Genomic DNA, 20,627 nt, shown 5'->3' with positions numbered 1-20,627 from the left:
TTAGCGGTCATGCCATCTACTTCGGCCTGTGGCGCCGTTGTGGGCTCATCGACCGGAACAGACTCAATGGGGCCATCCGATTCAGGGGAAAGATACGAGAGAAGAAGCGACCCAAGGTGATAGGGTGGGTTATTGCCGCCTTGCCATTGGGGAAATAAAAGTCTGAGCGTTTTACTGGTCATAATTTGCCTTTGCTTGTTTTGACAACAGACTGATTAGAAAGAATCACAAATCAGTCGTGAATGAACATTCATTCATTTTTACGTTGTTAACGCTTCATTGCAAACAGCACGGCACGTTAAGTTAAAACAAAAGGAAAAAATCATTTTTGCAGCCAGGTTCAATCTATGTCCGCGTATGGCACACAGCAGATCTTCTGACTAAACTGAAGGTCCACTTTGAGCGAGAAGCGGATGTTAATTAAACAAATTTTTACATCTTTACCACAATTTTTGTTGTCTAGAAGATATAACCAGTTTTAGTCTTAATTTCATCATAACTTATCATGCTTGGAGTGTTATTTTGATAGACAGACTCGACCACTTAGTGCTGACATGTCACTCAATCGAAAAATGTGTGGACTTTTATACTCGAATACTGGGTATGGAGGTAACTATGTTTAAAAATAATCGTCGAGCACTTATTTTTGGTAACCAAAAAATAAACATCCATGAATATGGTAAAGAATTTGAACCTAAGGCTCACCTACCAGTTCCCGGATCGCTTGATCTCTGTTTTATAGTCAGCAAGTCAATTCCCGAGATTCTTTCACATCTTTCAGAACAAAATGTTCAAGTGCTTGAGGGTCCCATAGAAAGAACTGGTGCAAGAGGGAATATAATTTCTGTATATATTCGTGATCCAGACTTAAATCTTATAGAGTTATCAGTATACAAATAAATAGTTGCAGCTCTACACGAATTCATGTGGCTCGTTTGCATAGGGGGCTAATATTGTCAGGGTTTAAATACAAAAATGAACCTCATACATCCCCTTTCAAATGAATATATTATCTTTGCCATGAGCCTTGATAGGGCATATAGTTCGCAGCTGGCAGAATTGAGAATTTGATTGATTTTAATTTGCGACATTAAGATAACCAAATGAAAATAAAGGAGTATCTATGATTTCAACAAGCCTGATTGCGATTGCTGCAGTTCTTGTCATGGGGGTTATGAGCCCTGGGCCAAGCTTCATTTATGTTGCCCGAAATGCTGTTGTCCATTCAAGATTACATGGGTTGGTAACTGCCCTCGGTACTGGTGTGGGGGCGGCAACATTTTCTCTTATGGCGATGCTGGGATTACAGCAAGTTTTAAATGCTGTTCCTGAATTATTTATCGCGATGAAAGTTTTCGGTGGAGCATATCTTATTTGGTTAGCAGTTAAGATTTTCAGAACTGCTTCGCAACCTTTGACGCTATCAGTAAATCCTAATGCCGAAAGTAAATCTTTGTGGAAGACATTTCGGGATGGTCTTTTTACACAATTGAGTAACCCTAAAACAGCTATTGTTTTTGCCTCAATATTTACGGCATTGCTACCTGCTGACATTCCGACAGGATATTATTACGTCATCCCCGCAATGAGCTTTATTATTGATGCAGGTTGGTATTCTCTTGTTGCGCTGCTGTTGTCTGCCGAACATCCACGGAGAGTATATCTTAGGATTAAGGGTCAGGTAGATAGAGTCTCTGCGACAATATTAAGCTTTCTAGGTTTCAAACTAATCATATCATCATTTTCAAAGTGACAACGCCTCAACTTTTTGGCTTAGTGCCGAGTAGTAAAGATATCAGTAATTCGAAAACAGCAATGTCCGCTTCTGGCACAAAGCGGAAGCTCATGAACTAGAGGCACAACTCTTCCCCGTAGGGAAAGAAGTCCACGGTAAAATGCTTCAGCTAGAGGGGCAGCTCTAAGATTGCCCCTCAATACTGGATTGAGTTCTAACCAGATTAACGTAATCAATATCAAATTTTCTCCTGGATTTTAGGACACCAAAACACCAGTGGATCAGTTTCCTCATTAAAGCCCCTATAGCTACCATTTTAGCCTTACCATTCAGGCATAAACGTTCATACATAGATTTCATCACTATGTTAAATCTCAGACCGCAGAGTGCAGCAAGATACAACTTGGCTCTGATTTCCGGAGGCCCAATTTTAGACATCCGCGAACGGCCTCTGACGGAAGTACCAGAGCGTTTCTCAACAGGAGCAACACCCAAGAATGCCGCTGCTTGCTCTGCAGTTCTAAAGTCATGTGAGCGTAAAATAACAAGCATATTGAGCCCTAATTGTGGCCCAACTGATTTAATTGAAGTCAGGAGTTCATATTCCTCTTTAAGAACGATATGTTTTTCAATATGCTGCTTAAGCATCAGCTCAATTGTTTTCAGCTCATCATTCAATCGTGCCAGCATACTTTCTGCAGAGATGATAATGGCTTCCGGTGTGTGTGTAGCACGATATTTCTCCAGCCGATTTTTCTCTCGGGTAGCATCGCTGACCAGAAGATCCCTGCGTTTAAGGAGAGCACTTAGATGGCGAATTTCTTCTGCTGGGGGAGTCCATGCTTCAGGTTGCTTTAAAGCGCCATAACAAGCCAGCATCCAGGCATCGACCTTGTCGGTTTTGGTCAGAATATCCATGCCTCGGGCAAATTTGCGCGTGCGATGAGGGTTAGCCAGAGAAACTGTCCCTCCTGCCAGATGCAGCCCTGTGGCTAGTAACTCATGGTACACACCTGTCGCCTCCATAATGATGTGAGCATCAATTAGCGCGCAATTATGATGCTCAAGCCATTCCGTGATGATGTGTACTGCCTTGAAATCGTTTTTAATCTTTTTTGTCTTTAACCGGCCACGGACACCTTCACGCATCAGGCAGATATCCAGTGTTTTTTTACTTACATCTATTCCTAGTTGGTACATTCCCGTATCTCCTTTCACATAACCATCACGCCGTTCGCCTTGTTCATTCAGAGTCGAGCTCCTGGTAACCGTTCAAGATTATTGCTGGCGTGAAAGGTGAAGCGAAGGGCCATCAGCTGCTAAGCAAGGTTTACCTTCGGAAGGGGGACTAGCTCACTTCGCTTCATATGGTAGTAGCTAACCACCATGTGCCTATTACATACAAGGAAGGGGGGCAAAACCGCTTAACTCATCAGGCTGACCTGGGCGGCCACAATGCGCCAGCCGTCGGCAAAACGTACCCAGGTTTGCTGCTGGCGGCCAATTCGCTCGCTGCCTTCACGGGTGAATTCGGTGCTGCACACTGCGTAATCCTCGCCGTAGGTGGTGATGACGGTGTGCCGCAGCGTACGCTGCAACCCGGCGGCGGGGCGGGCGGCGCGAAAGGCGCGGATTTCGTCAATGCCGTACAGATTCTCTCCCGCACCTAACCGCACCGTGCGCGGATCGTGCCAGAACAAGGCATCCAGCACCGCAATATCGTTGCTGACCAGCGCCGCTTCGTAGCGGTAAAACGCTTCGGTCACTTCGGCGTGAATCTGCGGCAGGTTAATCTGTTCTGAGTTCATCATACGGCTATCTCCACGGCGCGGGCGTCGGTGATGCCCATCTCTTCCAGCACCCGCGCTACGCGCAGGCAGGCCTGTTCATTAAACGGTGCGGCAATCAGCTGGAGGCCAATCGGTAGCCCTCCGGAGGTGCGTAGCGGTACCGTGACGACCGGCAGGCCGAGGAAGGAAATCGGCTGCGTCAGCATGCCCATGCTGGCGCGGATTGGCAGGGATTGGCCATTAATCGCCATGGTTTGCTCACCGATGGGCGTCGCGCTGCACGGCGTGGCCGGGGCAATCAGCACGTCGGCCTGGTCGAATAAGGCGGTAAACGCGTGCTGCGCATAGCGGCGAAAACGCTGGGCCTGAATGTACCAGGCGGAGGGGATCATCGCGCCCGCCAGCAGACGTTCGCGAGAGTGTGGTTCAAAGCGCTCCGGCTGGCTGCGCAGGGCGGGGAGATACTGATTCCCGCCCTCGGAGGCGCTGAGAATAAACGCCGCCGAACGGGCCAGCTCGGCCTGCGGAAAGATCAGCTCATCCTGCACGTCGAGGGCCTGCGCTACCCGGTCGACGGCGGCACGCGCATCGTGGCTGCACCAGCGGGTGAAATAGCCGCCCAGCGTGGCGCAGCGCAGCCCCTCAAGGCCACGCGACAGCAGGTTGGCCGTGCGATCGCTGGCTTTATCAGCCTGAAAACCATCGGCGGGGTCGCGCCCCTGTAGCGCATCGTAGACTGCAGAGAGGTCGCTCACGCAGCGGGCGAACGGGCCAATATGGTCAAGGCTGGCCACGAACGGGTGGCTGCCGGACCGCGATAACCGGCCAAACGTGGGTTTCAGACCGAAGATGCCGCACAGCGACGCCGGAACGCGGATAGAACCGTTGGTATCACTGCCGAGCGAGAACGGCACCAGCCCTGCGGCCACCGCTGCCGCCGAGCCGCCGGACGAACCGCCGGCGATCCGCGCGAGATCGTGCGGGTTGCGGGTGGCGCCATAGTGGCTATTTTCGGTGGTGAACCCATAGGCATAGGCGTCCATATTCAGCATCCCGGAAAGCATCGCCCCGGCGCTGTGCAGCTGGCGCACCGCCCAGCTATCGACGGTCGCCGCTGGGCGATCGCTCAGTAACGCCGCCCCGGCCAGCGTCGTATGGCCCGCCACATCGAACAGATTTTTGACCGCGTAGGGCACCCCGACCAGCGGGGGAAGGGGCCGGGATTCTCGTCGCAGCGTGTCGATATTCTCCGCTTCGGCAAGCATCCGCTTTTCGCAGATATGGGTCCAGGCGTTGAGCTGGGGGTTAGCCTGCGCAATACGCGCCAGCGTGTGCTGGGCTAACTCTATGGCGCTGAATTCGCCGCGCGTCAGCCCGCGCTGGATGTCGTGGATGGTCATCTCGGGTAGCTTCATGCCTTATACACTCCGGCAATCTCGACGCGGTCGTCGAGGGGAAAGGCCATTAGCGGCTCGGCCATGGCGGCGATACGGCTGAATTGCAGCCTCAGCTCCGTACGCCGGGTGTCGTCCAGCGCCAGCGCCAGCAGCTGTTCCATTTGCTGGAGGTAAGCCTCCCAATCGGCTTGTGGTGTGTTCATGATCGATTCCTCGCTCGTCGGTGGGGATAGTCCCCAAAGGTTGCAAAAGCCGTTCCATATCTGAACGTAAAGTTTCATGCGTCGACGGCAGCGCGCTTTTTTCACGAACTGGCATGCATTGTGAAAGCGGTTAACGGTATAGTGCGATGAAACGAAAGTTACAGAGGTCTTATGCAACAGCTTGATGAACGACTAAAAGCGCAGTACGCGTCGTTATCGCCGCAGGAACAGCGGGTGGCGGATTTTATCTTCGATCATTTTGACGACCTGATTAGCTATAACAGCGCCGAGCTGGCGCAGCTTAGCGGCGTTTCGAAGGCCACGGTCAGCCGCCTGTTTAAACGTCTGGGCTATGACAAATACAAAGAGATGCGCGATGAGCTGCGCACCCTGCGCCAGAGCGGGATGCCGCTGACCGATAACCGCGATGCGGTGCAGGGCAATACGCTGCTGGCGCGGCACTATAAGCAGGAGATGGCCAATCTGACCCAGTGGGTTAACGCGCTCGACCCGCAGCAGTTTGCCGAGGCGCTTCAGGCGCTGGTCGCCGCCCGGCGAGTGGTGATTATCGGCATGCGCAACGCCTATCCCGCGGCGCTGCACCTGCGTCAGCAGCTTTTACAGGCGCGCGGGCAGGTGCTGGTACTGCCGCAGCCGGGGCAAAGCTTGAGTGAGGAGCTGGTCGATTTAACCGCCGAAGATCTGGTGGTGGTGATGGCCTTTCGCCGCCGCCCGCGCATTATTCGCCCGCTGCTGCAACAGCTACAGGCCAGCGCTATCCCGGTGCTGTTGATGTGCGAGCCGCAGGCCCACGGGCTGTTTCCGCTGGCGCGCTGGCAGCTTTGCGCACCGCTCGATAGCGTTTCGGCCTATGACAGCTACGCCGCGGTCAACAGCCTGATCAATCTGCTCGCCAACGCCTTTTTGCACGAAATTCTCGACAAAGGGCGTCCGCGTATTCACGAGATTGCCACCCTTTATCAACAGCTGGATGAGCTTGAGCAGCGCTAATGGGGCACCAGCGTGGTGTTTTGCCTCTTTTTGGTGCATTTTATTCCGAGGGAAACGCGCCGTCGTTTCCTTTTTTATGGCACGTTTTCCTTTCTATGTTGCCTGATTAAACGGTCAGTAGCGGTTCAGGGGATGTTCAGAATTATCTGGCACATTAGTTGCAAAAGTAATTCATAAGAATCTTTTGTTTCATGCTAACGTAACGGGTAAACATCATGAAGAAACTGTTGATCGCACTGGCCGGGGCCGCTTGTCTGTTCACTAACCTGACGGTGGCGAAGGCTGACCAGCTGCAGGATATCGAGAAACGCGGCGTGATCCGCATTGCGGTGCCGCAGGATTTCCCGCCGTTTGGCTCGGTGGGCACCGACCTCCAGCCGCAGGGCTATGACATCGACACCGCGCGCTACCTCGCCAAAGCGATGAAGCTCAAGCTGCAGCTGGTGCCGGTGACCAGCGCCAACCGCGTGCCGTATCTGCAAACCGACAAAGTTGACCTGGTGATTTCCAGCCTCGGCAAAAACGCCGAGCGCGAGAAGGTGATCGATTTCAGCCGCGCGTACGCACCGTTCTTCCTTGGCGTGTTTGGCCCGAAAGGCGCAGAGCTGAAAGATGCGGCGGCGCTGAGCGGCAAAAGCGTCGGCGTCACCCGTGGGGCGGTAGAGGATATGGTGCTGAGCGGCGTCGCGCCGAAAGAGGCGCAGATTAAGCGCTACGAAGATAACAACACCACGCTATCGGCCTATTTATCCGGTCAGGTGCAGTACGTGGCCACCGGCAACCTGGTGGTGGCGGCCATCTCGCGGCAGAACGCCGACAAAGCGCCGGTGCCGAGCTTTATGCTGAAAGACTCGCCGTGCTTTATCGGGCTGAAAAAGAACGAGCCGGCGCTGAAGGCCAAAGTGGATGCGCTGATTGAGCAGGGCATCAAGGACGGCACGTTAAACGGGCTGTCTGAGAAGTGGCTGAAAGCGCCGCTGCCGGCCAGCCTTGGCGTGTAAGGCCGGACAATGACGGAGCAACTTGATTTCTCTGCGCTCTGGCCGCTGTGGCCGGAGCTGCTGGCGGGGCTGTGGGTGACCGTGCAGCTGACGGTGCTGGCGACGATTGGCGGCCTGACCATCGGCATCTTTGGCGCCGCCATCCGCAGCGGGCGCGCCACCTGGTTCAGCCGGATGTGGGGCGGGTATGTCGAACTGATTCGCAATACGCCGTTTGTGGTGCAGCTGTTTTTTATCGTCTTCGGTTTGCCCAATCTGGGGCTAAAGATGACGGCCGGCGAGGCCGCGCTGCTGGCGATGATCGTCAACCTGGGCGCTTACAGTACCGAAATTGTGCGCGCCGGGATTCAGGTGACGCCAAAAGGGCAGTGGGAGGCGGGGCGCGTGCTGGGGCTGAGCAGGGCGCAGACCTTTGTTCAGGTGATCTTACCGCCCGCGTTACAGCGTATTTATCCGGCGCTGGTGAGCCAGTGCATCATCGTGATGCTGGGGTCATCGGTGGTATCGCAGGTCTCTTATGAAGAGCTGACCTTTGCCGCCAACCTGATTCAGTCGCGTACCTTCTTAAGCTTCGAGGTGTATCTGGTGACGACGGGAATTTATTTAGTGCTGTCGATAACAATGCGCCAGCTGATGATGGCGGCAGGCCGGAAATGGCTGGGGGTACAGGCATGATGACCACCTTTACCGATTGGGACATTGTCCGCAATCTGCTGCTGGCCGGGCGCTGGACGGTGCTGCTGTCGCTGGTGGCGTTTCTCGGCGGCGCGCTGGTGACGCTACCGCTGCTGCTGCTGCGTCTGACCGGCGGCAAGCAGATCAAGCGCCTGATACGCGGCTATATCGAACTCTTTCAGGGCACGCCGCTGCTGATGCAGCTGTTCCTGGCTTTTTTCGGCGTGGCGCTGTTTGGTATCGACGTTTCGGCGTGGACCGCGGCCTCGCTGGCGCTCACCTTCTACACCAGCGCCTTTTTGCTGGATATCGGTTTTGGCAGTATCCGCGCCTTGCCGAAAGGCCAGTGGGAAGCCTCGCGCTGCCTGGGGCTGAGCTTCGGCCAGACGCTGTTTCGGGTGGTCGCGCCGCAGGCGCTGCGCATTGCCATCGCTCCGACGGTGGGGTTTGCCGTGCAGGTGATCAAGGGCACCGCGCTGGCGTCGATCATCGGTTTTGTGGAGCTGACCAAAGCGGGCACCATGCTGACTAACGTGACCTATCAGCCGTTTAAAGTCTTTGCGCTGGTGGCGCTGGGCTACTTCATTCTGTGTTACCCGCTGTCGCGCTACAGCCGCTATCTGGAGAACAAATTCAATGCCTCTCATCACCATTAACCAGATGCAGAAGTATTACGGCGATAACCACGTGCTGAAAGGCGTCGATCTGGATATCGACATGGGCGAGGTTATCTCGATTATCGGGCGCAGCGGTTCAGGGAAAAGCACGCTGCTGCGCTGCATCAACGGGCTGGAAGGCTATCAGGACGGCAGCATCAAGCTCGGCGGGATGACCATCACCGACCGCGACTCGCAGGCGCGGGAAATCAGCCGCTCCATCGGCATGGTGTTCCAGAACTTTAACCTGTTCCCGCATATGACGGCGCTGGAAAACGTGATGCTGGCGCCGCGTCGGGTGCTGAAAAAGAGCGCCGCCGAATGCCGCGAGCTGGCCCAGCGGATGCTGGAAAAGGTTGGGCTAGGCGACCGGCTTAATTACTACCCGGCCAATCTTTCCGGCGGGCAGCAGCAGCGCGTGGCCATTGCCCGCGCGCTGGCGATGTCGCCGAAAGTATTACTCTGTGACGAGATCACCTCGGCGCTGGATCCGGAGCTGGTGGGCGAAGTGCTCAAAGTGCTGGAGCAGCTGGCGGCGGAGGGCATGACGCTGATTCTCGTGACCCATGAAATGAATTTTGCCCGTGAAGTGGGCGACCGCGTGGTGTTTATGCATCAGGGGCGTGTCTGGGAGCAGGGCGACAGCAAGACGCTGTTCGCCAACCCGCAGACCACCGAACTGAAGCAGTTTATCTCTTCCGTGCGCGGCCTCAATTAACTCAAGGATCTTCAGATGGATATCTCTCAGTTTTCGCAAATCAACCCGCCGTCTCGCCTGCTGATGGGGCCGGGGCCGATCAACGCCGACCCGCGCGTGCTGCGGGCCATGTCGAGCCAGCTTATCGGCCAGTATGACCCGGCGATGACCCACTATATGAATGAAGTGATGGCGCTGTATCGCGGCGTATTTCGTACCGAAAACCGCTGGACCATGCTGGTCGACGGCACCTCGCGGGCGGGGATTGAGGCAATTTTAATTTCGGCGATTCGCCCCGGAGACAAAGTGCTGGTGCCGGTGTTTGGCCGCTTTGGGCATCTGCTGTGCGAAATCGCCCGCCGCTGCCGGGCGGAAGTTCACACCATCGAGGTACCGTGGGGTGAAGTCTTTACACCGGACCAGGTCGAGGACGCCATCAAACGCGTGCGTCCGCGCCTGCTGCTGACGGTGCAGGGCGACACCTCCACTACCATGCTGCAACCGCTGGCGGAGCTGGGGGAGATTTGCCGTCGCTATGACGTGCTGTTTTATACCGATGCCACCGCCTCGCTGGGCGGCAACCCGCTGGAGACCGACGCCTGGCAGCTGGATGCGGTGTCGGCGGGGATGCAAAAATGCCTCGGTGGCCCGTCGGGAACGTCGCCGATTACCCTCAGCCCGCGAATGGAGGAGGTGATTCGCCGCCGCAAATGCGTGGAAGAGGGCATTCGCACCGACGCGCACCTCGATGGCGTGGATGAAATGGTGTATTCCAACTACTTCGACCTCGGCATGGTAATGGATTACTGGGGGCCAGAGCGTCTGAATCACCATACCGAAGCCACCTCGGCGCTGTTTGGCGCGCGCGAGTGCGCGCGGCTGATCCTGGAAGAAGGTCTGGACAACGGTATCGCCCGCCATCAGCTGCACGGCGATGCGCTGGTCAAAGGGATTCAGGCGATGGGGCTGGAAACCTTCGGCGACCTGAAGCATAAGATGAACAACGTGCTTGGCGTCGTCATCCCGCAGAGCGTCAACGGTGATCAGGTACGCAAACTGATGCTGGAAGATTTCGGCATTGAGATCGGCACCTCGTTCGGCCCGCTGCACGGTAAGGTGTGGCGCATTGGCACCATGGGCTATAACGCCCGCAAAGACTGCGTGATGACCACGCTCAGCGCCCTGGAATCGGTGCTGAATTACCTCAAATTCTCCACCACCCAGGGTGCAGCTATGCAGGCGGCGTGGGATCACTATCGCACCGAGAGCGCGCAATGAGCCAACCAACACGCCAGCAGGCGGACAGCGCGCGGGCGGCGGCGCGGGTTATGAGCCGCGCCGATGAGCTAGCGGCGATTAGCGAGACGCCGGACGGTTTGACCCGGGTTTACCTGTCGCCCCAGCATTTGCAGGCCAATCAGCGGGTGGCGCAGTGGATGACCCAGGCCGGCATGACGGTCTGGCAGGACAGCGTCGGCAATATTTGCGGGCGCTATGAAGGTGAGCAGGAAGGCGCGCCGGCCATTCTGTTGGGGTCGCATCTTGATACCGTGCGCCATGCCGGGCGTTATGACGGCATGCTCGGGGTGCTGACGGCCATTGAGGTCGTACAGGCGCTGCACCAGCAGGGGCGGCATCTGGCGAGGGCTATCGAGATTGTCGGTTTTGGTGATGAAGAGGGCACGCGTTTCGGCATTACCCTGCTCGGCAGCCGTGGGCTGACCGGAAGCTGGCCCGATGGCTGGCTGGCGCAGACCGATGCCGACGGCGTTAGCGTGGCGCAGGCGATGGTGCAGGCCGGGCTGGATCCCGCCCAGATTCACCGCGCCGCGCGCCGGGCGGAGGAGATTGTCGCCTATCTGGAGCTGCACATTGAGCAAGGGCCATGTCTGGAACAGGCAGGGCTGGCGTTGGGGGTGGTGGAAGCCATCAACGGCGCGCGCCGCCTGAACTGCTGCTTTACCGGCGAGGCCGGGCATGCGGGTACCGTGCCGATGATCCATCGTAAAGACGCGCTCGCCGCGGCCGCCGAGTGGATGGTTCGGGTCGAGACGATGACCCGCGAGCAGGGCGGCAACCTGGTTGCCACGGTAGGAACCTTGCGCTGCGCGCCCGGCGCGGTAAACGTGATCCCCGGCGAGGTGTCGCTCACCCTGGACATTCGCGGTCCGGACGATCGGCCGCTGGAGGCGTTGCTGGAGGCGCTGCTGACGGAGGCGCAGGCGATTGCCGAACGCCGTCATCTGCATTTTCGCGCCGAGGCCTTTTACCGGATCGCCGCCACCGCCTGCGATCGCCGATTGCAGCAGGTATTGCAGGATACGGTGCTCGGGGTACAGGGGCGTTCGCTGTCGCTGCCGAGCGGCGCCGGTCACGATGCTATCGCCATCGCCGAGCGCTGGCCGGTTGGCATGCTGTTTGTGCGTTGCAAAGGGGGGATAAGCCATCATCCGGCGGAATCGGTGACCGTTGACGACGTGGCGCTCGCGATTGATGCGTTTGCTGGTGCGGTCTTCAGGCTGTAAATACGACCACAGGTAAAACGTTCAAATCCACGCCGCGGCGTGGATTTGATAACGAAGAGTGATGCGGCTACCACTTCATCTCTCCGGTATTTACCTTCGCGCTAAGCTCCAGCGAGCTGTCATCGGCAAGGTTCGGGTACGCCGCTTTCATTGTCTTGATCACCGCCGCCGATCCTTTCTGACGCTTCAGCGTCTGTTCAAACGTCATCAGGTAGTCATGGGTAAAGGTGATGGCCGCGTCTTTTTCCGGGCGCTGGCCCAGATAGTGGCCCGGAATAACCTGCTGCGGCTGCAATAACGTCATTTCCTTCAGTACCGACATCCAGCCCTGACGAACCGCCGGGGTTTGCGTGTCGGCGGTCCAGACGTGAATACCGGAGGCAATACCGGTACCACCCAGAATCGCCTTATTGGCGGGGATCCACACATAGGCAGCATAATCACCCGCATGTTTCATCTCCAGCGCTTCACCGTCGACGGTAAAACGCGTGGCGCTGGTTGCCTGAGGGACGATGATTTCGCTCGGCGCGCCATCTTTCATCTGTGGGCCCCAGAACGCCAGTTTGGCGTCTTTGGTCGCCTTGATGTGCGCCACCACTGACGGAGAAGCCACCACGTCAACCTGCGGGAAGGCTTTCACAATCGGCTGCAGGCCAAAATAGAAATCCGGGTCACCGGAGGTAATGACGATCGTTTTCAGCGTTTTCCCGCTGCTTTTGATCATCTGTACCAGCTTTTCTCCATCCTTAACGCTGAACTGGGCATCAAACAGCACCGCCTCTTTCGGGCCGGAGACCAGCGTGGACGATACCGGGAAAATGCCGTTTTCCTGTGGGTTATAGACGTCAAGATGTAGCGGGGCTGCAAACGCCGGTGCGGCGGCCAGCGTCAGGATCAGCGAAAGCGATTTCATGTTCATGGTCTTCCTGGAAAGTAGGGGGGGGGAAGCCGCCATTTTACGGATTTGCGCTTCTGCTAGAATTCCTGAAACAATACATGCTGAGTTTCATTAAACGATCAAATGGAGTGGCGATGGACAGGATGATGGCGGCAATCACCTACAATCGGATTTGTGAGCTGGGCAGCCTGAGCGCGGCGGCGCGGTCGTTGGGCATATCACGCCCGATGGTCAGCCGCTATCTCGATGAGATGGAAAAGTGGGCCGGCTCCCGCCTGATTCACCGTTCCACCCGGCGGCTAACGCTGACGCCTGCGGGTGAAAAAACGCTGGAGAAAACGCGGCAGCTGGCCTTGTTAGCGCAGGGTATTGAAGGGGAGGCGACCAGCCAGACTCCCTCAGGGACGCTGCGCGTTGCCTGCGCGCATTTTACGGCAACGCATCTGCTTGCGCCGGTGATACCGGCATTCCTCGCTCGCTACCCGGCGTTACGGATTGAGGTCGATATTAATAACCAGGCGGTTAGCCTGGTCGGCGAGCGTATCGACCTGGCCATTCGCATAACGAATGCGCCGGAGCCGGGTACTATTGCGCGTCATCTGGGAACCTGCCGTTCGGTGCTGTGCGCTTCGCCGGAATACCTGGAACGTGCCGGTACGCCAGCGTCGCCAGAGGAACTTGTGGAGCATAACTGTTTACACTACAGCCGCTTCTCCGGGCAGTCGTGGTCTTTTCGTGATGAACATAACGAGAAAGTATCGGTGAGCGTCAACGGCAATTTCAGTGCCGGGATCTCTTCGCTGTTGTGCGATATGGCGGCGGCGGGCGTTGGCCTGGCGGTGGTTCCCGAGATAGAGGCGCGTGCCGGTATTGCTAGCGGCCGTCTGGTTCAGGTATTGCCGCATCTTGAGCCGCAGCCGTTGGGTATTTATGGGCTCTACCAGTCTCGTGACCATCAGCATGCGGCGTTAAGCCTGTTTCTGGAAGCTATTAAGTTGCATCTGGCTGAGTAAATTGTTGTGGAGTCGGGGGACACGATGACACTATTTTTTTCTGGGCCGGATAACGTCTTCTGAAAAATGAATATAGTGAGCTGCGCTCTTCTTTTTACGCATCGTAGCGTTATGACCTGGTCTGGAAATTATATTTCCATGGTCACGGCATTTTTATTTCCTCACGGTGGATTTACGGTTTATATCGTTCATTTATTACTATGCTAGCTTGCTGTGGTTATATGTATTTATCCTTTATTTTTCAATTGGATATGGTTGTATGAGATTATTCAATCCTGCATCTTTCTCTATCATATTAAGATATTGGAATCAGCTAAATAGATCGGTAATGCCGATCAATCATTAAATTATGATAGTTGCAGTCTATCAATTGATTGTCATCGATCGATATAAACAATATGACGAGAGTGAAAATAAATTTAATGATATTAGTCCATTAGCATTGTGTTCTTATCGAAAAACAACGTCATTGCTGATAGTGGTCTTACTCTTAACGATGGTGTTTAAAAGTTAATATTCTGTTTAAATATACATTATCGCTGAGGGCCGATACTTATGTGTTTTAAAGAAGAGATAAATGTCTAAGATTCAGAATGAACTGGATATCACAAAACAGGTCAATAAATATTTTTTGTGCCTGACGGTCTGTATCTTCATCATCAGCCTTGTTTTTCTGTTATGCCTGAGAAAGACCCTGAAAGATAATCTGCACAAAGAGAACCTCTTTTTTGTCGAGAATGTATCTGCGTTCCTCGAGAGTCGCCTGGATAATATTGAATTAACTTTGAACCATCTTGCCAGATTGCCCATTAACACGGATAGAGGTGAGGGGGATATCGATGATAATATTCTATTACGGAACTACCTTTCTGAACTGGTAAGCGTGATGCCTGATGTGGCAGCGGTAGCTGAGATAGACATAAAGGGAAACTACATACGCATTCCCTACGACTCTGCAATCAACGAAAGCATCAAGAAAGCGACCTACAGCAAACGCCATCTCTTTAAGCAGGTCGACGATGGTACCGATAATGTGCTTTATAGCGCGCCGCATAAAGACTATATCGCAAACAAACGTTTTCTCACGCTTTCGCAGACCATTCTCAGCCGTGATGCTACGCACACCGGCGCGGTTGCCTTTGATATCGATCTGAATACGTTACACGGTATCCTTAACGCATTTCGCTCAGGCGTGATCGGTAACGTTATGATCGTTGAAAAGAACGGTACGATGGTGTCTGACTTATCGTCTGATATTGATAAGGGGGAAATTGTAGAAATAAAGAACATGATCAATACGCATCAAGGAATGTTCTACTTAAAAAAAGAAAATGCCTATTACTATTTTGAACAGCTCAGGCATTCGCAGTGGATTGTGGTGTTCAAGGTAGAAAGCCAGAATCTTAATAATCAGACGTATGACAAATACTTTATTATTTTTGCTTTTGGTTTATTGCTGATTCTCGTGGCGTTCTGTTGGGGTATGAACGGTAAGCTGAATGCGCTGAGAATGAAAATGACCATCGACGAACCATCGTAAACGAAAGCCCTTTACTGACCAGGACGATATGGCCAGTGCCGTACGCGGAAATCGCATCAGGTGTTACGGTTTGCCATCCCACTGCCTTGATATTCCAGATAGCCGCAAGAGAAACGCCTCCTCGATATCTCCCGCTTTTCCCGCTGATGATGTGCTGCTACGAAGATACTGATATAAAAAAATCCACGCAGGTGCGTGGATTTTAAAGATTCAGACTGTTTTCTGTGGCGCTTGACGACGGTCAGACGTCACAGATTGTAGTTTAGACGTTAAACAAGAAGTTCATCACATCGCCATCTTTAACGATGTAATCTTTCCCTTCTGCACGCATCTTGCCGGCTTCTTTCGCGCCTTGCTCACCTTTGTAGGTGATGAAGTCTTCAAACGAGATGGTCTGCGCACGGATAAAGCCTTTCTCGAAGTCGGTGTGGATTTTACCGGCCGCCTGCGGAGCGGTCGCGCCGACAGGGATGGTCCATGCGCGAACTTCTTTCACGCCAGCGGTGAAGTAAGTTTGCAGGTTCAGCAGCTCATAGCCGGCGCGGATCACGCGGTTCAGACCCGGCTCTTCCAGGCCCAGCTCGGCCATGAACTCTTCACGGTCAGCGTCGTCCAGTTCAGCGATGTCGGCTTCAACGGCGGCGCAAACGGCGACCACCACGGAACCTTCAGCAGCGGCGATTTCGCGCACTTTGTCGAGGTACGGGTTGTTTTCAAAACCGTCTTCGTTGACGTTAGCGATGTACATGGTTGGCTTCAGCGTCAGGAAGCTCAGGTACTTGATGGCCGCTTTATCTTCGTCCGTCAGGTTCTTCAGCGCGCGCAGCATGCCGGCGTTTTCCAGCTGCGGCAGGCATTTTTCCAACGCCGCTTGCTCTGCTTTCGCGTCTTTATCGCCGCCTTTGGCTTTCTTCTGCACGCGGTGCAGAGCGCGCTCGCAGGTATCGAGGTCGGACAGCGCCAGCTCGGTATTGATGACTTCAATATCGTCAGCCGGGTCCACTTTATTGTTGACGTGGATGATGTTGTCGTTTTCAAAGCAGCGAACAACGTGGCCGATCGCTTCGGTTTCACGGATGTTGGTCAGGAACTGGTTACCCAGGCCTTCGCCTTTGGATGCGCCTTTTACCAGGCCCGCGATATCAACGAATTCCATGGTGGTTGGCAGGATGCGCTGAGGCTTCACGATTTCCGCCAGCTGGTCCAGACGCGGATCGGGCATCGGGACAACACCCGTGTTCGGCTCGATAGTACAGAACGGGAAGTTCGCCGCTTCAATACCGGCTTTTGTGAGCGCATTGAACAGGGTGGATTTGCCTACGTTTGGCAAACCAACGATACCGCATTTGAATCCCATGTTTAAATCACCTTAATCTTTTGATATTCAACCTGTTATGAATGACAGATTGTAGAAAAGTAAATAACTCTGACCATTATACACGTCATGCGGAAAAAATACCGCAGTCGTCGGCCTATTGCGCCTTAAAAGCGTGTAATCGGTTGGTCGCTTTGGTCAGGCCGTCTTTCAGCCAGATCTCGGTGCAGCGTGCCGCTTCGTCTACCGCATCGTCGATCAGCTTCTGTTCTGCCGCCTGCGGTTTGCCTAAGACAAAACCGACAACCTTGCTTTTATCGCCCGGATGGCCGATTCCGATACGTAAGCGATGAAAATTGGGGTTATTACCCAATTTGCTGATGATATCCTTCAGCCCATTGTGGCCACCGTGGCCGCCGCCGAGCTTGAATTTCGCCACGCCCGGGGGCAGGTCCAGCTCGTCGTGGGCCACCAGAATTTCATCTGGATTAATACGATAGAAGGTTGCCAGCGCCGCCACGGCCTTACCGCTGAGGTTCATAAAGGTGGTGGGCACCAGCAGGCGAACATCTTCCCCCGCCAGATTAATGCGGGAGGTGTAGCCAAAAAATTTACTTTCTTCACGCAGCGGGGCGCGAAAGCGCTCTGCCAGCAAATCGACGTACCATGCGCCCGCGTTATGACGCGTTCCCGCGTACTCTGCGCCGGGGTTCGCCAGGCCGACAATCAGTTTAATCGTCACGTTGTTGTTCCTGAGTGGGCAATCTTTCCGGCGGCTAGTTTACGTCGTGATCGCCCGCTTGACAAAAAGAAGCGCCGAAAGGGCTAAAAACGGAATAGTTCAAATAGGGAATAATATTGATTGAAAGTATTTCAGTAACTTAAATGTAAAGTTATGTTGATGAGATGTGCCTGTTTGTGATCGATAGCGCACTTATCCACAGCGGTGTTGTCTATACTTTACACACATGGAATAGGGATATATCCCTAAACCCAAAGCCAATCTACGGAGGTGACACTATGAAACGCAAAAACGCTTCGTTACTCGGTAATGTGCTCATGGGGTTAGGTCTGGTCGTGATGATCGGCGGCGTCGGTTACTCTATTTTAAACCAGATGCCACAACTTAACCTACCGCAGTTTTTTGCCCATGGTGCCATTTTAAGCATCTTCGTTGGCGCAATTCTTTGGCTGGCTGGGGCGCGTATCGGTGGGCATGAACAGGTCAGCGATAGATACTGGTGGGTTCGTCACTATGATAAACGCTGCCGTCGCGGCGGGGGAACCTCCCATCGTCACAGCTAAATAATGACTTCCGCAGAAGCCATTCATTCAGATACTAAAGTCCCGGTCGCCAGACCGGGACTTTTTGCTTTTATCGGCTTATGACTCAAACAGCTGAAGATGCAGAGCCTTGATGGCGCTGTCGGCCTCGTCTGCGGGCAGCAGGAAGCAAAGATTATTGCTCGACGCCCCGTGGCAGACCATGCGTACCGCATGTTCTTCAAGCCAGGCAAAGACGTCCTTAAACACGCCCGATGCCTGCGTGAGCTGATTGCCTACCAACGTTACCAGCGCCAGCCCGGTTTCTACTTCCACACGACAGTGGGAAGAGAGCTCGGTAAATAATGACGTGGTCAGCGTGTGATCCTCACCGGAGGTGGCGTGAGTGGAGTCCAGCGCCAGCGCGATGCTGTTTTCTGAGGTTGTCACCAGATCGGCGGCGACCGAATGGCGCGCTAACAGGCCAAACATCTGCGCCAGAAAATGGCACGACGGTTGCGCATCCAGGCTGTGTAAACGCAGCAGCGTCTGCTTACGGCGCACCGCCACCGCACGATAGCGCGGCGGGTTGTCGGTAGTGCTGCAAACCAGCGTGCCGCCGGCGGCGGTATTTTTACTCGAGCCGACAAACACCGGAATGTTTTTGCGCATCGCGGGCATCAGCGTTGCCGGATGCAGCACTTTCGCGCCGTAGGCGGCCATATCGCTGGCCTCGGAAAACGAGAGGCGATCGATACGTTTGGCGTTCGGCGCAATGCGCGGGTCGGTGGTGTAGATCCCGGCAACGTCCGTCCAGATATCAACCCGCCCGGCGTGCAGCGCTTCGCCAAGCAGCGACGCGGTGTAATCGCTGCCGCCTCGGCCCAGCGTGGTGGTGTGGCCGGACGCATCGCGGCCAATAAAGCCCTGGGTGATCATTACCGCCTGCTCAAGACGCGGGCGAAGATGCGTTTCGGCCAGTTCGGCCAGCGCATCGACGTCCGGCTCGGCGCAACCGTAGTTGGCGTCGGTACGGATGACACTACGGGCGTCAAACCAGCTGGCTTCCGCCTCACGTTCACGCAGGACTTCGGTGAACAGCAGGGAAGACATCAGTTCACCGTGGCTGACCAGTTCATCGCTTAGCGCGGTGGAAGGCGAAGTGGCCGCCGTTTGCGCCAGGCGACGTATATTTTCGAGGAGATTATCAATTTCCTTGCTGATAACGGCAGGCTGCTTCAGGCGGGAAATAATGTTGTACTGGATAGTACGTAACGTCTCAATCTTGTCTAATTGCTGAGGACTTTCCAGGCCTTCGGAAAGTTCGACCAGCAGATTGGTGACGCCTGCCGAAGCAGAAAGGACAACTAAACGAACGTTGGGATCAGCAAGAACAATGCTGGCACTGCGGTTCATCGCGTCAAAGTCAGCGACGCTGGTGCCGCCAAATTTGGCAACGATGAAATGTGGATAAATGCGAGTCATAACAATCTCATATCAGGGCGCCATCAGGTAATGGCTAGAAAATTTTCATTCTCGGCATAAGGGAAGCTCGCTTCGCCTTACGAAATGTCCGCCCGCGAACATTTCTAATGACAACCCAGGAATTACTCCCGTTGTCGATAACGTGTTTCGCCTGTACGCGTTACCGGGTGATGCGCATTAGTTCTTTATTTACAGAGCCTGCAAATAAGCGCGCCATAGTAAGTGATTTATCCAGAGGGATCGACTTTTTTATTTTATTTCGTCGCAAACAAGTGAGAAATCATGCCGTAACGGCTGAACGCATATATTATTAAAGGTAAATTCGTGTAAAAGAATAATAAAACCACGAAAACAGGGTGGTTTTCATTACATCATCTGGATGACATTGTGATGACGTCAGAGACGACAAATAGTAACAAATCTTTATAAACTCAGCGCTGTGTCGATGGTCTTGTGTATTGATTTTAAAGAGGAAAATTGCATTTCTTCGCCAGGCAAAATAAATGATTGAGTCCCACGCTAAAACAACATATATTAGCCGCGCTTTTTTACAGGTAATCCTTATAACCATTTATTCAATCAGGCGTAAATCTACACCTGGTTGTAGGAGTGATATGATGACGGATAAAGTCCGTATTGATACTTTAAGTGCTAATTCATTACCACAGAGCAATGATACCTTTTTAGCAAGACAGGCTGAGTTTGAATCTAATGTCCGCAGCTATCCGCGTAAACTGCCATTGGCGATCGCCAAAGCGCAGGGCGTCTGGATTACCGACGTAGAAAATAATCAATATCTTGATTGCCTTGCAGGTGCCGGTACCCTGGCGCTCGGTCACAATCATCCTGAAGTGCTCCAGAGCATTCAAAGTGTCATCACAAGCGGCTTACCGTTACATACGCTTGATCTTACCACGCCGTTAAAAGTTGAATTTTCATCTTATTTACTGTCTTTATTACCGGGCCAGGGCAAAGAATATTGCCTGCAGTTCACCGGGCCGTCCGGCGCCGATGCCGTTGAAGCGGCGCTGAAGCTGGCGAAGAAAGTCACCGGCCGTTCCAGCATTATCAGCTTCTCCGGCGGCTACCACGGGATGACCCATGGCGCGCTGTCCGTGACCGGCAACCTGTCGCCGAAAGAAGCCGTCAGCAACATGATGGCGGAAGTGCAGTTTATGCCGTATCCGCATCAGTACCGCTGCCCGCTGGGTATCGGCGGCGAGGCTTGCGTGAAAGCATTAACCTACTACTTCGACACCCTGATCAACGACGTTGAAAGCGGCGTGCGTAAACCGGCTGCGGTGATCCTCGAAGCCGTGCAGGGCGAAGGCGGCGTGAACCCGGCGCCGGTCGAGTGGCTGCAGCGCATTCGCAAAGTGACTCAGGAACACGGCATTCTGCTGATCATCGATGAAGTTCAGGC

At 54.1% G+C, this 20,627-nt stretch carries 21 protein-coding genes and 1 pseudogene; 13 read left to right on the top strand and 9 right to left on the bottom strand.

Annotated features, from left to right (window positions below; translation table 11 throughout):
- Window positions 1-182 (bottom strand): annotated as a pseudogene (locus ACK5JN_RS18180) (arginase family protein); the annotation flags it as partial.
- A 340-nt stretch (window positions 183-522) separates the two neighbouring features.
- On the opposite strand from ACK5JN_RS18180, the gene ACK5JN_RS18175 reads away from it, so the two are divergent.
- Both ACK5JN_RS18175 and ACK5JN_RS18170 read left to right on the top strand, forming a co-directional pair.
- Window positions 523-900 carry a VOC family protein gene (locus ACK5JN_RS18175; protein WP_069325474.1) on the top strand — a complete coding sequence of 126 codons (378 nt, stop codon included), beginning with the start codon at window positions 523-525 and terminating at the stop codon, window positions 898-900.
- Window positions 901-1,123: 223 nt separating this feature from the next.
- Window positions 1,124-1,753: a LysE family translocator gene (locus ACK5JN_RS18170; protein WP_416871437.1), complete on the top strand. Its 630-nt coding sequence runs from the start codon at window positions 1,124-1,126 to the stop codon at window positions 1,751-1,753.
- 165 nt (window positions 1,754-1,918) lie between these two features.
- Here the strand turns inward: ACK5JN_RS18170 and ACK5JN_RS18165 are convergent, their stop codons facing one another.
- From ACK5JN_RS18165 to hpxX, 4 genes are all read right to left on the bottom strand, one after another.
- A complete protein-coding gene (locus ACK5JN_RS18165) occupies window positions 1,919-2,935 on the bottom strand; it encodes an IS110 family transposase (RefSeq protein ID WP_416871436.1) in 1,017 nt (338 codons plus the stop codon).
- Window positions 2,936-3,159: 224 nt separating this feature from the next.
- A complete protein-coding gene (hpxZ, locus tag ACK5JN_RS18160) occupies window positions 3,160-3,546 on the bottom strand; it encodes an oxalurate catabolism protein HpxZ (RefSeq protein ID WP_416871435.1) in 387 nt (128 codons plus the stop codon).
- Window positions 3,543-4,940 carry an AtzE family amidohydrolase gene (locus ACK5JN_RS18155; protein WP_416871434.1) on the bottom strand — a complete coding sequence of 466 codons (1,398 nt, stop codon included), beginning with the start codon at window positions 4,938-4,940 and terminating at the stop codon, window positions 3,543-3,545. Before ACK5JN_RS18155 ends, hpxZ begins: the two co-directional genes overlap by 4 nt.
- Window positions 4,937-5,125, bottom strand: coding sequence for an oxalurate catabolism protein HpxX (gene hpxX, locus ACK5JN_RS18150; protein ID WP_416871433.1), 189 nt, complete (start codon window positions 5,123-5,125; stop codon window positions 4,937-4,939). Before hpxX ends, ACK5JN_RS18155 begins: the two co-directional genes overlap by 4 nt.
- Before the next feature lie 171 nt (window positions 5,126-5,296).
- Between hpxX and hpxU the strand changes: the two genes are divergently transcribed.
- From hpxU to hpxK, 7 genes are all read left to right on the top strand, one after another.
- A complete protein-coding gene (gene hpxU, locus ACK5JN_RS18145; RefSeq protein WP_416871432.1) occupies window positions 5,297-6,136 on the top strand; it encodes a MurR/RpiR family transcriptional regulator HpxU in 840 nt (279 codons plus the stop codon).
- A gap of 215 nt (window positions 6,137-6,351) precedes the next feature.
- On the top strand, window positions 6,352-7,137 hold the full coding sequence (locus ACK5JN_RS18140) for a transporter substrate-binding domain-containing protein (protein ID WP_416871431.1): 786 nt from the start codon (window positions 6,352-6,354) through the stop codon (window positions 7,135-7,137).
- A gap of 9 nt (window positions 7,138-7,146) precedes the next feature.
- A complete protein-coding gene (locus ACK5JN_RS18135) occupies window positions 7,147-7,812 on the top strand; it encodes an amino acid ABC transporter permease (protein ID WP_416871430.1) in 666 nt (221 codons plus the stop codon).
- On the top strand, window positions 7,812-8,468 hold the full coding sequence (locus ACK5JN_RS18130) for an amino acid ABC transporter permease (protein WP_416871438.1): 657 nt from the start codon (window positions 7,812-7,814) through the stop codon (window positions 8,466-8,468). Before ACK5JN_RS18135 ends, ACK5JN_RS18130 begins: the two co-directional genes overlap by 1 nt.
- Window positions 8,449-9,186 (top strand): amino acid ABC transporter ATP-binding protein, encoded by a 738-nt coding sequence (locus tag ACK5JN_RS18125; RefSeq protein WP_416871429.1) that lies wholly within the window; start codon window positions 8,449-8,451, stop codon window positions 9,184-9,186. Before ACK5JN_RS18130 ends, ACK5JN_RS18125 begins: the two co-directional genes overlap by 20 nt.
- A gap of 15 nt (window positions 9,187-9,201) precedes the next feature.
- A complete protein-coding gene (locus ACK5JN_RS18120; RefSeq protein ID WP_416871428.1) occupies window positions 9,202-10,443 on the top strand; it encodes a pyridoxal-phosphate-dependent aminotransferase family protein in 1,242 nt (413 codons plus the stop codon).
- On the top strand, window positions 10,440-11,690 hold the full coding sequence (gene hpxK, locus ACK5JN_RS18115; RefSeq protein ID WP_416871427.1) for an allantoate amidohydrolase: 1,251 nt from the start codon (window positions 10,440-10,442) through the stop codon (window positions 11,688-11,690). Before ACK5JN_RS18120 ends, hpxK begins: the two co-directional genes overlap by 4 nt.
- 67 nt (window positions 11,691-11,757) lie before the next feature.
- On the opposite strand, the gene ACK5JN_RS18110 is transcribed toward hpxK, so the two are convergent.
- Window positions 11,758-12,609, bottom strand: coding sequence for a Vmh family MBL fold metallo-hydrolase (locus tag ACK5JN_RS18110; RefSeq protein ID WP_416871426.1), 852 nt, complete (start codon window positions 12,607-12,609; stop codon window positions 11,758-11,760).
- Between the two features lie 113 nt (window positions 12,610-12,722).
- On the opposite strand from ACK5JN_RS18110, the gene ACK5JN_RS18105 reads away from it, so the two are divergent.
- A complete protein-coding gene (locus tag ACK5JN_RS18105) occupies window positions 12,723-13,601 on the top strand; it encodes a LysR family transcriptional regulator (RefSeq protein WP_416871425.1) in 879 nt (292 codons plus the stop codon).
- 577 nt (window positions 13,602-14,178) lie between these two features.
- Window positions 14,179-15,141 carry a cache domain-containing protein gene (locus ACK5JN_RS18100; RefSeq protein WP_416871424.1) on the top strand — a complete coding sequence of 321 codons (963 nt, stop codon included), beginning with the start codon at window positions 14,179-14,181 and terminating at the stop codon, window positions 15,139-15,141.
- A gap of 262 nt (window positions 15,142-15,403) precedes the next feature.
- Here the strand turns inward: ACK5JN_RS18100 and ychF are convergent, their stop codons facing one another.
- Entirely contained in the window at window positions 15,404-16,498 is a 1,095-nt protein-coding gene (ychF, locus tag ACK5JN_RS18095) for a redox-regulated ATPase YchF (protein WP_416871423.1), read from the bottom strand.
- 115 nt (window positions 16,499-16,613) lie between these two features.
- A complete protein-coding gene (gene pth, locus ACK5JN_RS18090) occupies window positions 16,614-17,198 on the bottom strand; it encodes an aminoacyl-tRNA hydrolase (protein WP_106926653.1) in 585 nt (194 codons plus the stop codon).
- Window positions 17,199-17,476: 278 nt separating this feature from the next.
- On the opposite strand from pth, the gene ychH reads away from it, so the two are divergent.
- Window positions 17,477-17,761, top strand: a complete 285-nt coding sequence (gene ychH / locus ACK5JN_RS18085; RefSeq protein WP_416871422.1) for a stress-induced protein YchH — start codon at window positions 17,477-17,479, stop codon at window positions 17,759-17,761.
- 78 nt (window positions 17,762-17,839) lie between these two features.
- Here the strand turns inward: ychH and lysC are convergent, their stop codons facing one another.
- On the bottom strand, window positions 17,840-19,204 hold the full coding sequence (gene lysC, locus ACK5JN_RS18080; protein ID WP_416871421.1) for a lysine-sensitive aspartokinase 3: 1,365 nt from the start codon (window positions 19,202-19,204) through the stop codon (window positions 17,840-17,842).
- 617 nt (window positions 19,205-19,821) lie between these two features.
- Between lysC and ACK5JN_RS18075 the strand changes: the two genes are divergently transcribed.
- Window positions 19,822-20,627, top strand: an 806-nt coding sequence (locus tag ACK5JN_RS18075; RefSeq protein ID WP_416871420.1) for a diaminobutyrate--2-oxoglutarate transaminase family protein, incomplete at its 3' end; no start/stop codon positions are given.

The sequence above is a fragment of the Kluyvera sp. genome (genome assembly GCF_047971185.1).
Lineage (GTDB): Bacteria > Pseudomonadota > Gammaproteobacteria > Enterobacterales > Enterobacteriaceae > Kluyvera.
This window is presented reverse-complemented; position numbering and strand designations above follow the sequence as displayed.

Bases quoted from the DNA above. Each gene is read 5' to 3' on its own strand.
- ACK5JN_RS18135 (WP_416871430.1), top strand. From the start codon at position 7,147: ATGACGGAGCAACTTGATTTCTCTGCGCTCTGGCCGCTGTGGCCGGAG.
- hpxU (WP_416871432.1), top strand. From the start codon at position 5,297: ATGCAACAGCTTGATGAACGACTAAAAGCGCAGTACGCGTCGTTATCG.
- ACK5JN_RS18105 (WP_416871425.1), top strand. From the start codon at position 12,723: ATGGACAGGATGATGGCGGCAATCACCTACAATCGGATTTGTGAGCTG.
- ACK5JN_RS18170 (WP_416871437.1), top strand. From the start codon at position 1,124: ATGATTTCAACAAGCCTGATTGCGATTGCTGCAGTTCTTGTCATGGGG.
- ACK5JN_RS18100 (WP_416871424.1), top strand. From the start codon at position 14,179: ATGTCTAAGATTCAGAATGAACTGGATATCACAAAACAGGTCAATAAA.
- ACK5JN_RS18140 (WP_416871431.1), top strand. From the start codon at position 6,352: ATGAAGAAACTGTTGATCGCACTGGCCGGGGCCGCTTGTCTGTTCACT.
- lysC (WP_416871421.1), bottom strand. From the start codon at position 19,204: ATGACTCGCATTTATCCACATTTCATCGTTGCCAAATTTGGCGGCACC.
- ACK5JN_RS18110 (WP_416871426.1), bottom strand. From the start codon at position 12,609: ATGAACATGAAATCGCTTTCGCTGATCCTGACGCTGGCCGCCGCACCG.
- ACK5JN_RS18165 (WP_416871436.1), bottom strand. From the start codon at position 2,935: ATGTACCAACTAGGAATAGATGTAAGTAAAAAAACACTGGATATCTGC.
- ACK5JN_RS18130 (WP_416871438.1), top strand. From the start codon at position 7,812: ATGACCACCTTTACCGATTGGGACATTGTCCGCAATCTGCTGCTGGCC.
- ychH (WP_416871422.1), top strand. From the start codon at position 17,477: ATGAAACGCAAAAACGCTTCGTTACTCGGTAATGTGCTCATGGGGTTA.
- hpxX (WP_416871433.1), bottom strand. From the start codon at position 5,125: ATGAACACACCACAAGCCGATTGGGAGGCTTACCTCCAGCAAATGGAA.
- ychF (WP_416871423.1), bottom strand. From the start codon at position 16,498: ATGGGATTCAAATGCGGTATCGTTGGTTTGCCAAACGTAGGCAAATCC.
- hpxZ (WP_416871435.1), bottom strand. From the start codon at position 3,546: ATGATGAACTCAGAACAGATTAACCTGCCGCAGATTCACGCCGAAGTG.
- ACK5JN_RS18155 (WP_416871434.1), bottom strand. From the start codon at position 4,940: ATGAAGCTACCCGAGATGACCATCCACGACATCCAGCGCGGGCTGACG.
- ACK5JN_RS18120 (WP_416871428.1), top strand. From the start codon at position 9,202: ATGGATATCTCTCAGTTTTCGCAAATCAACCCGCCGTCTCGCCTGCTG.
- ACK5JN_RS18125 (WP_416871429.1), top strand. From the start codon at position 8,449: ATGCCTCTCATCACCATTAACCAGATGCAGAAGTATTACGGCGATAAC.
- hpxK (WP_416871427.1), top strand. From the start codon at position 10,440: ATGAGCCAACCAACACGCCAGCAGGCGGACAGCGCGCGGGCGGCGGCG.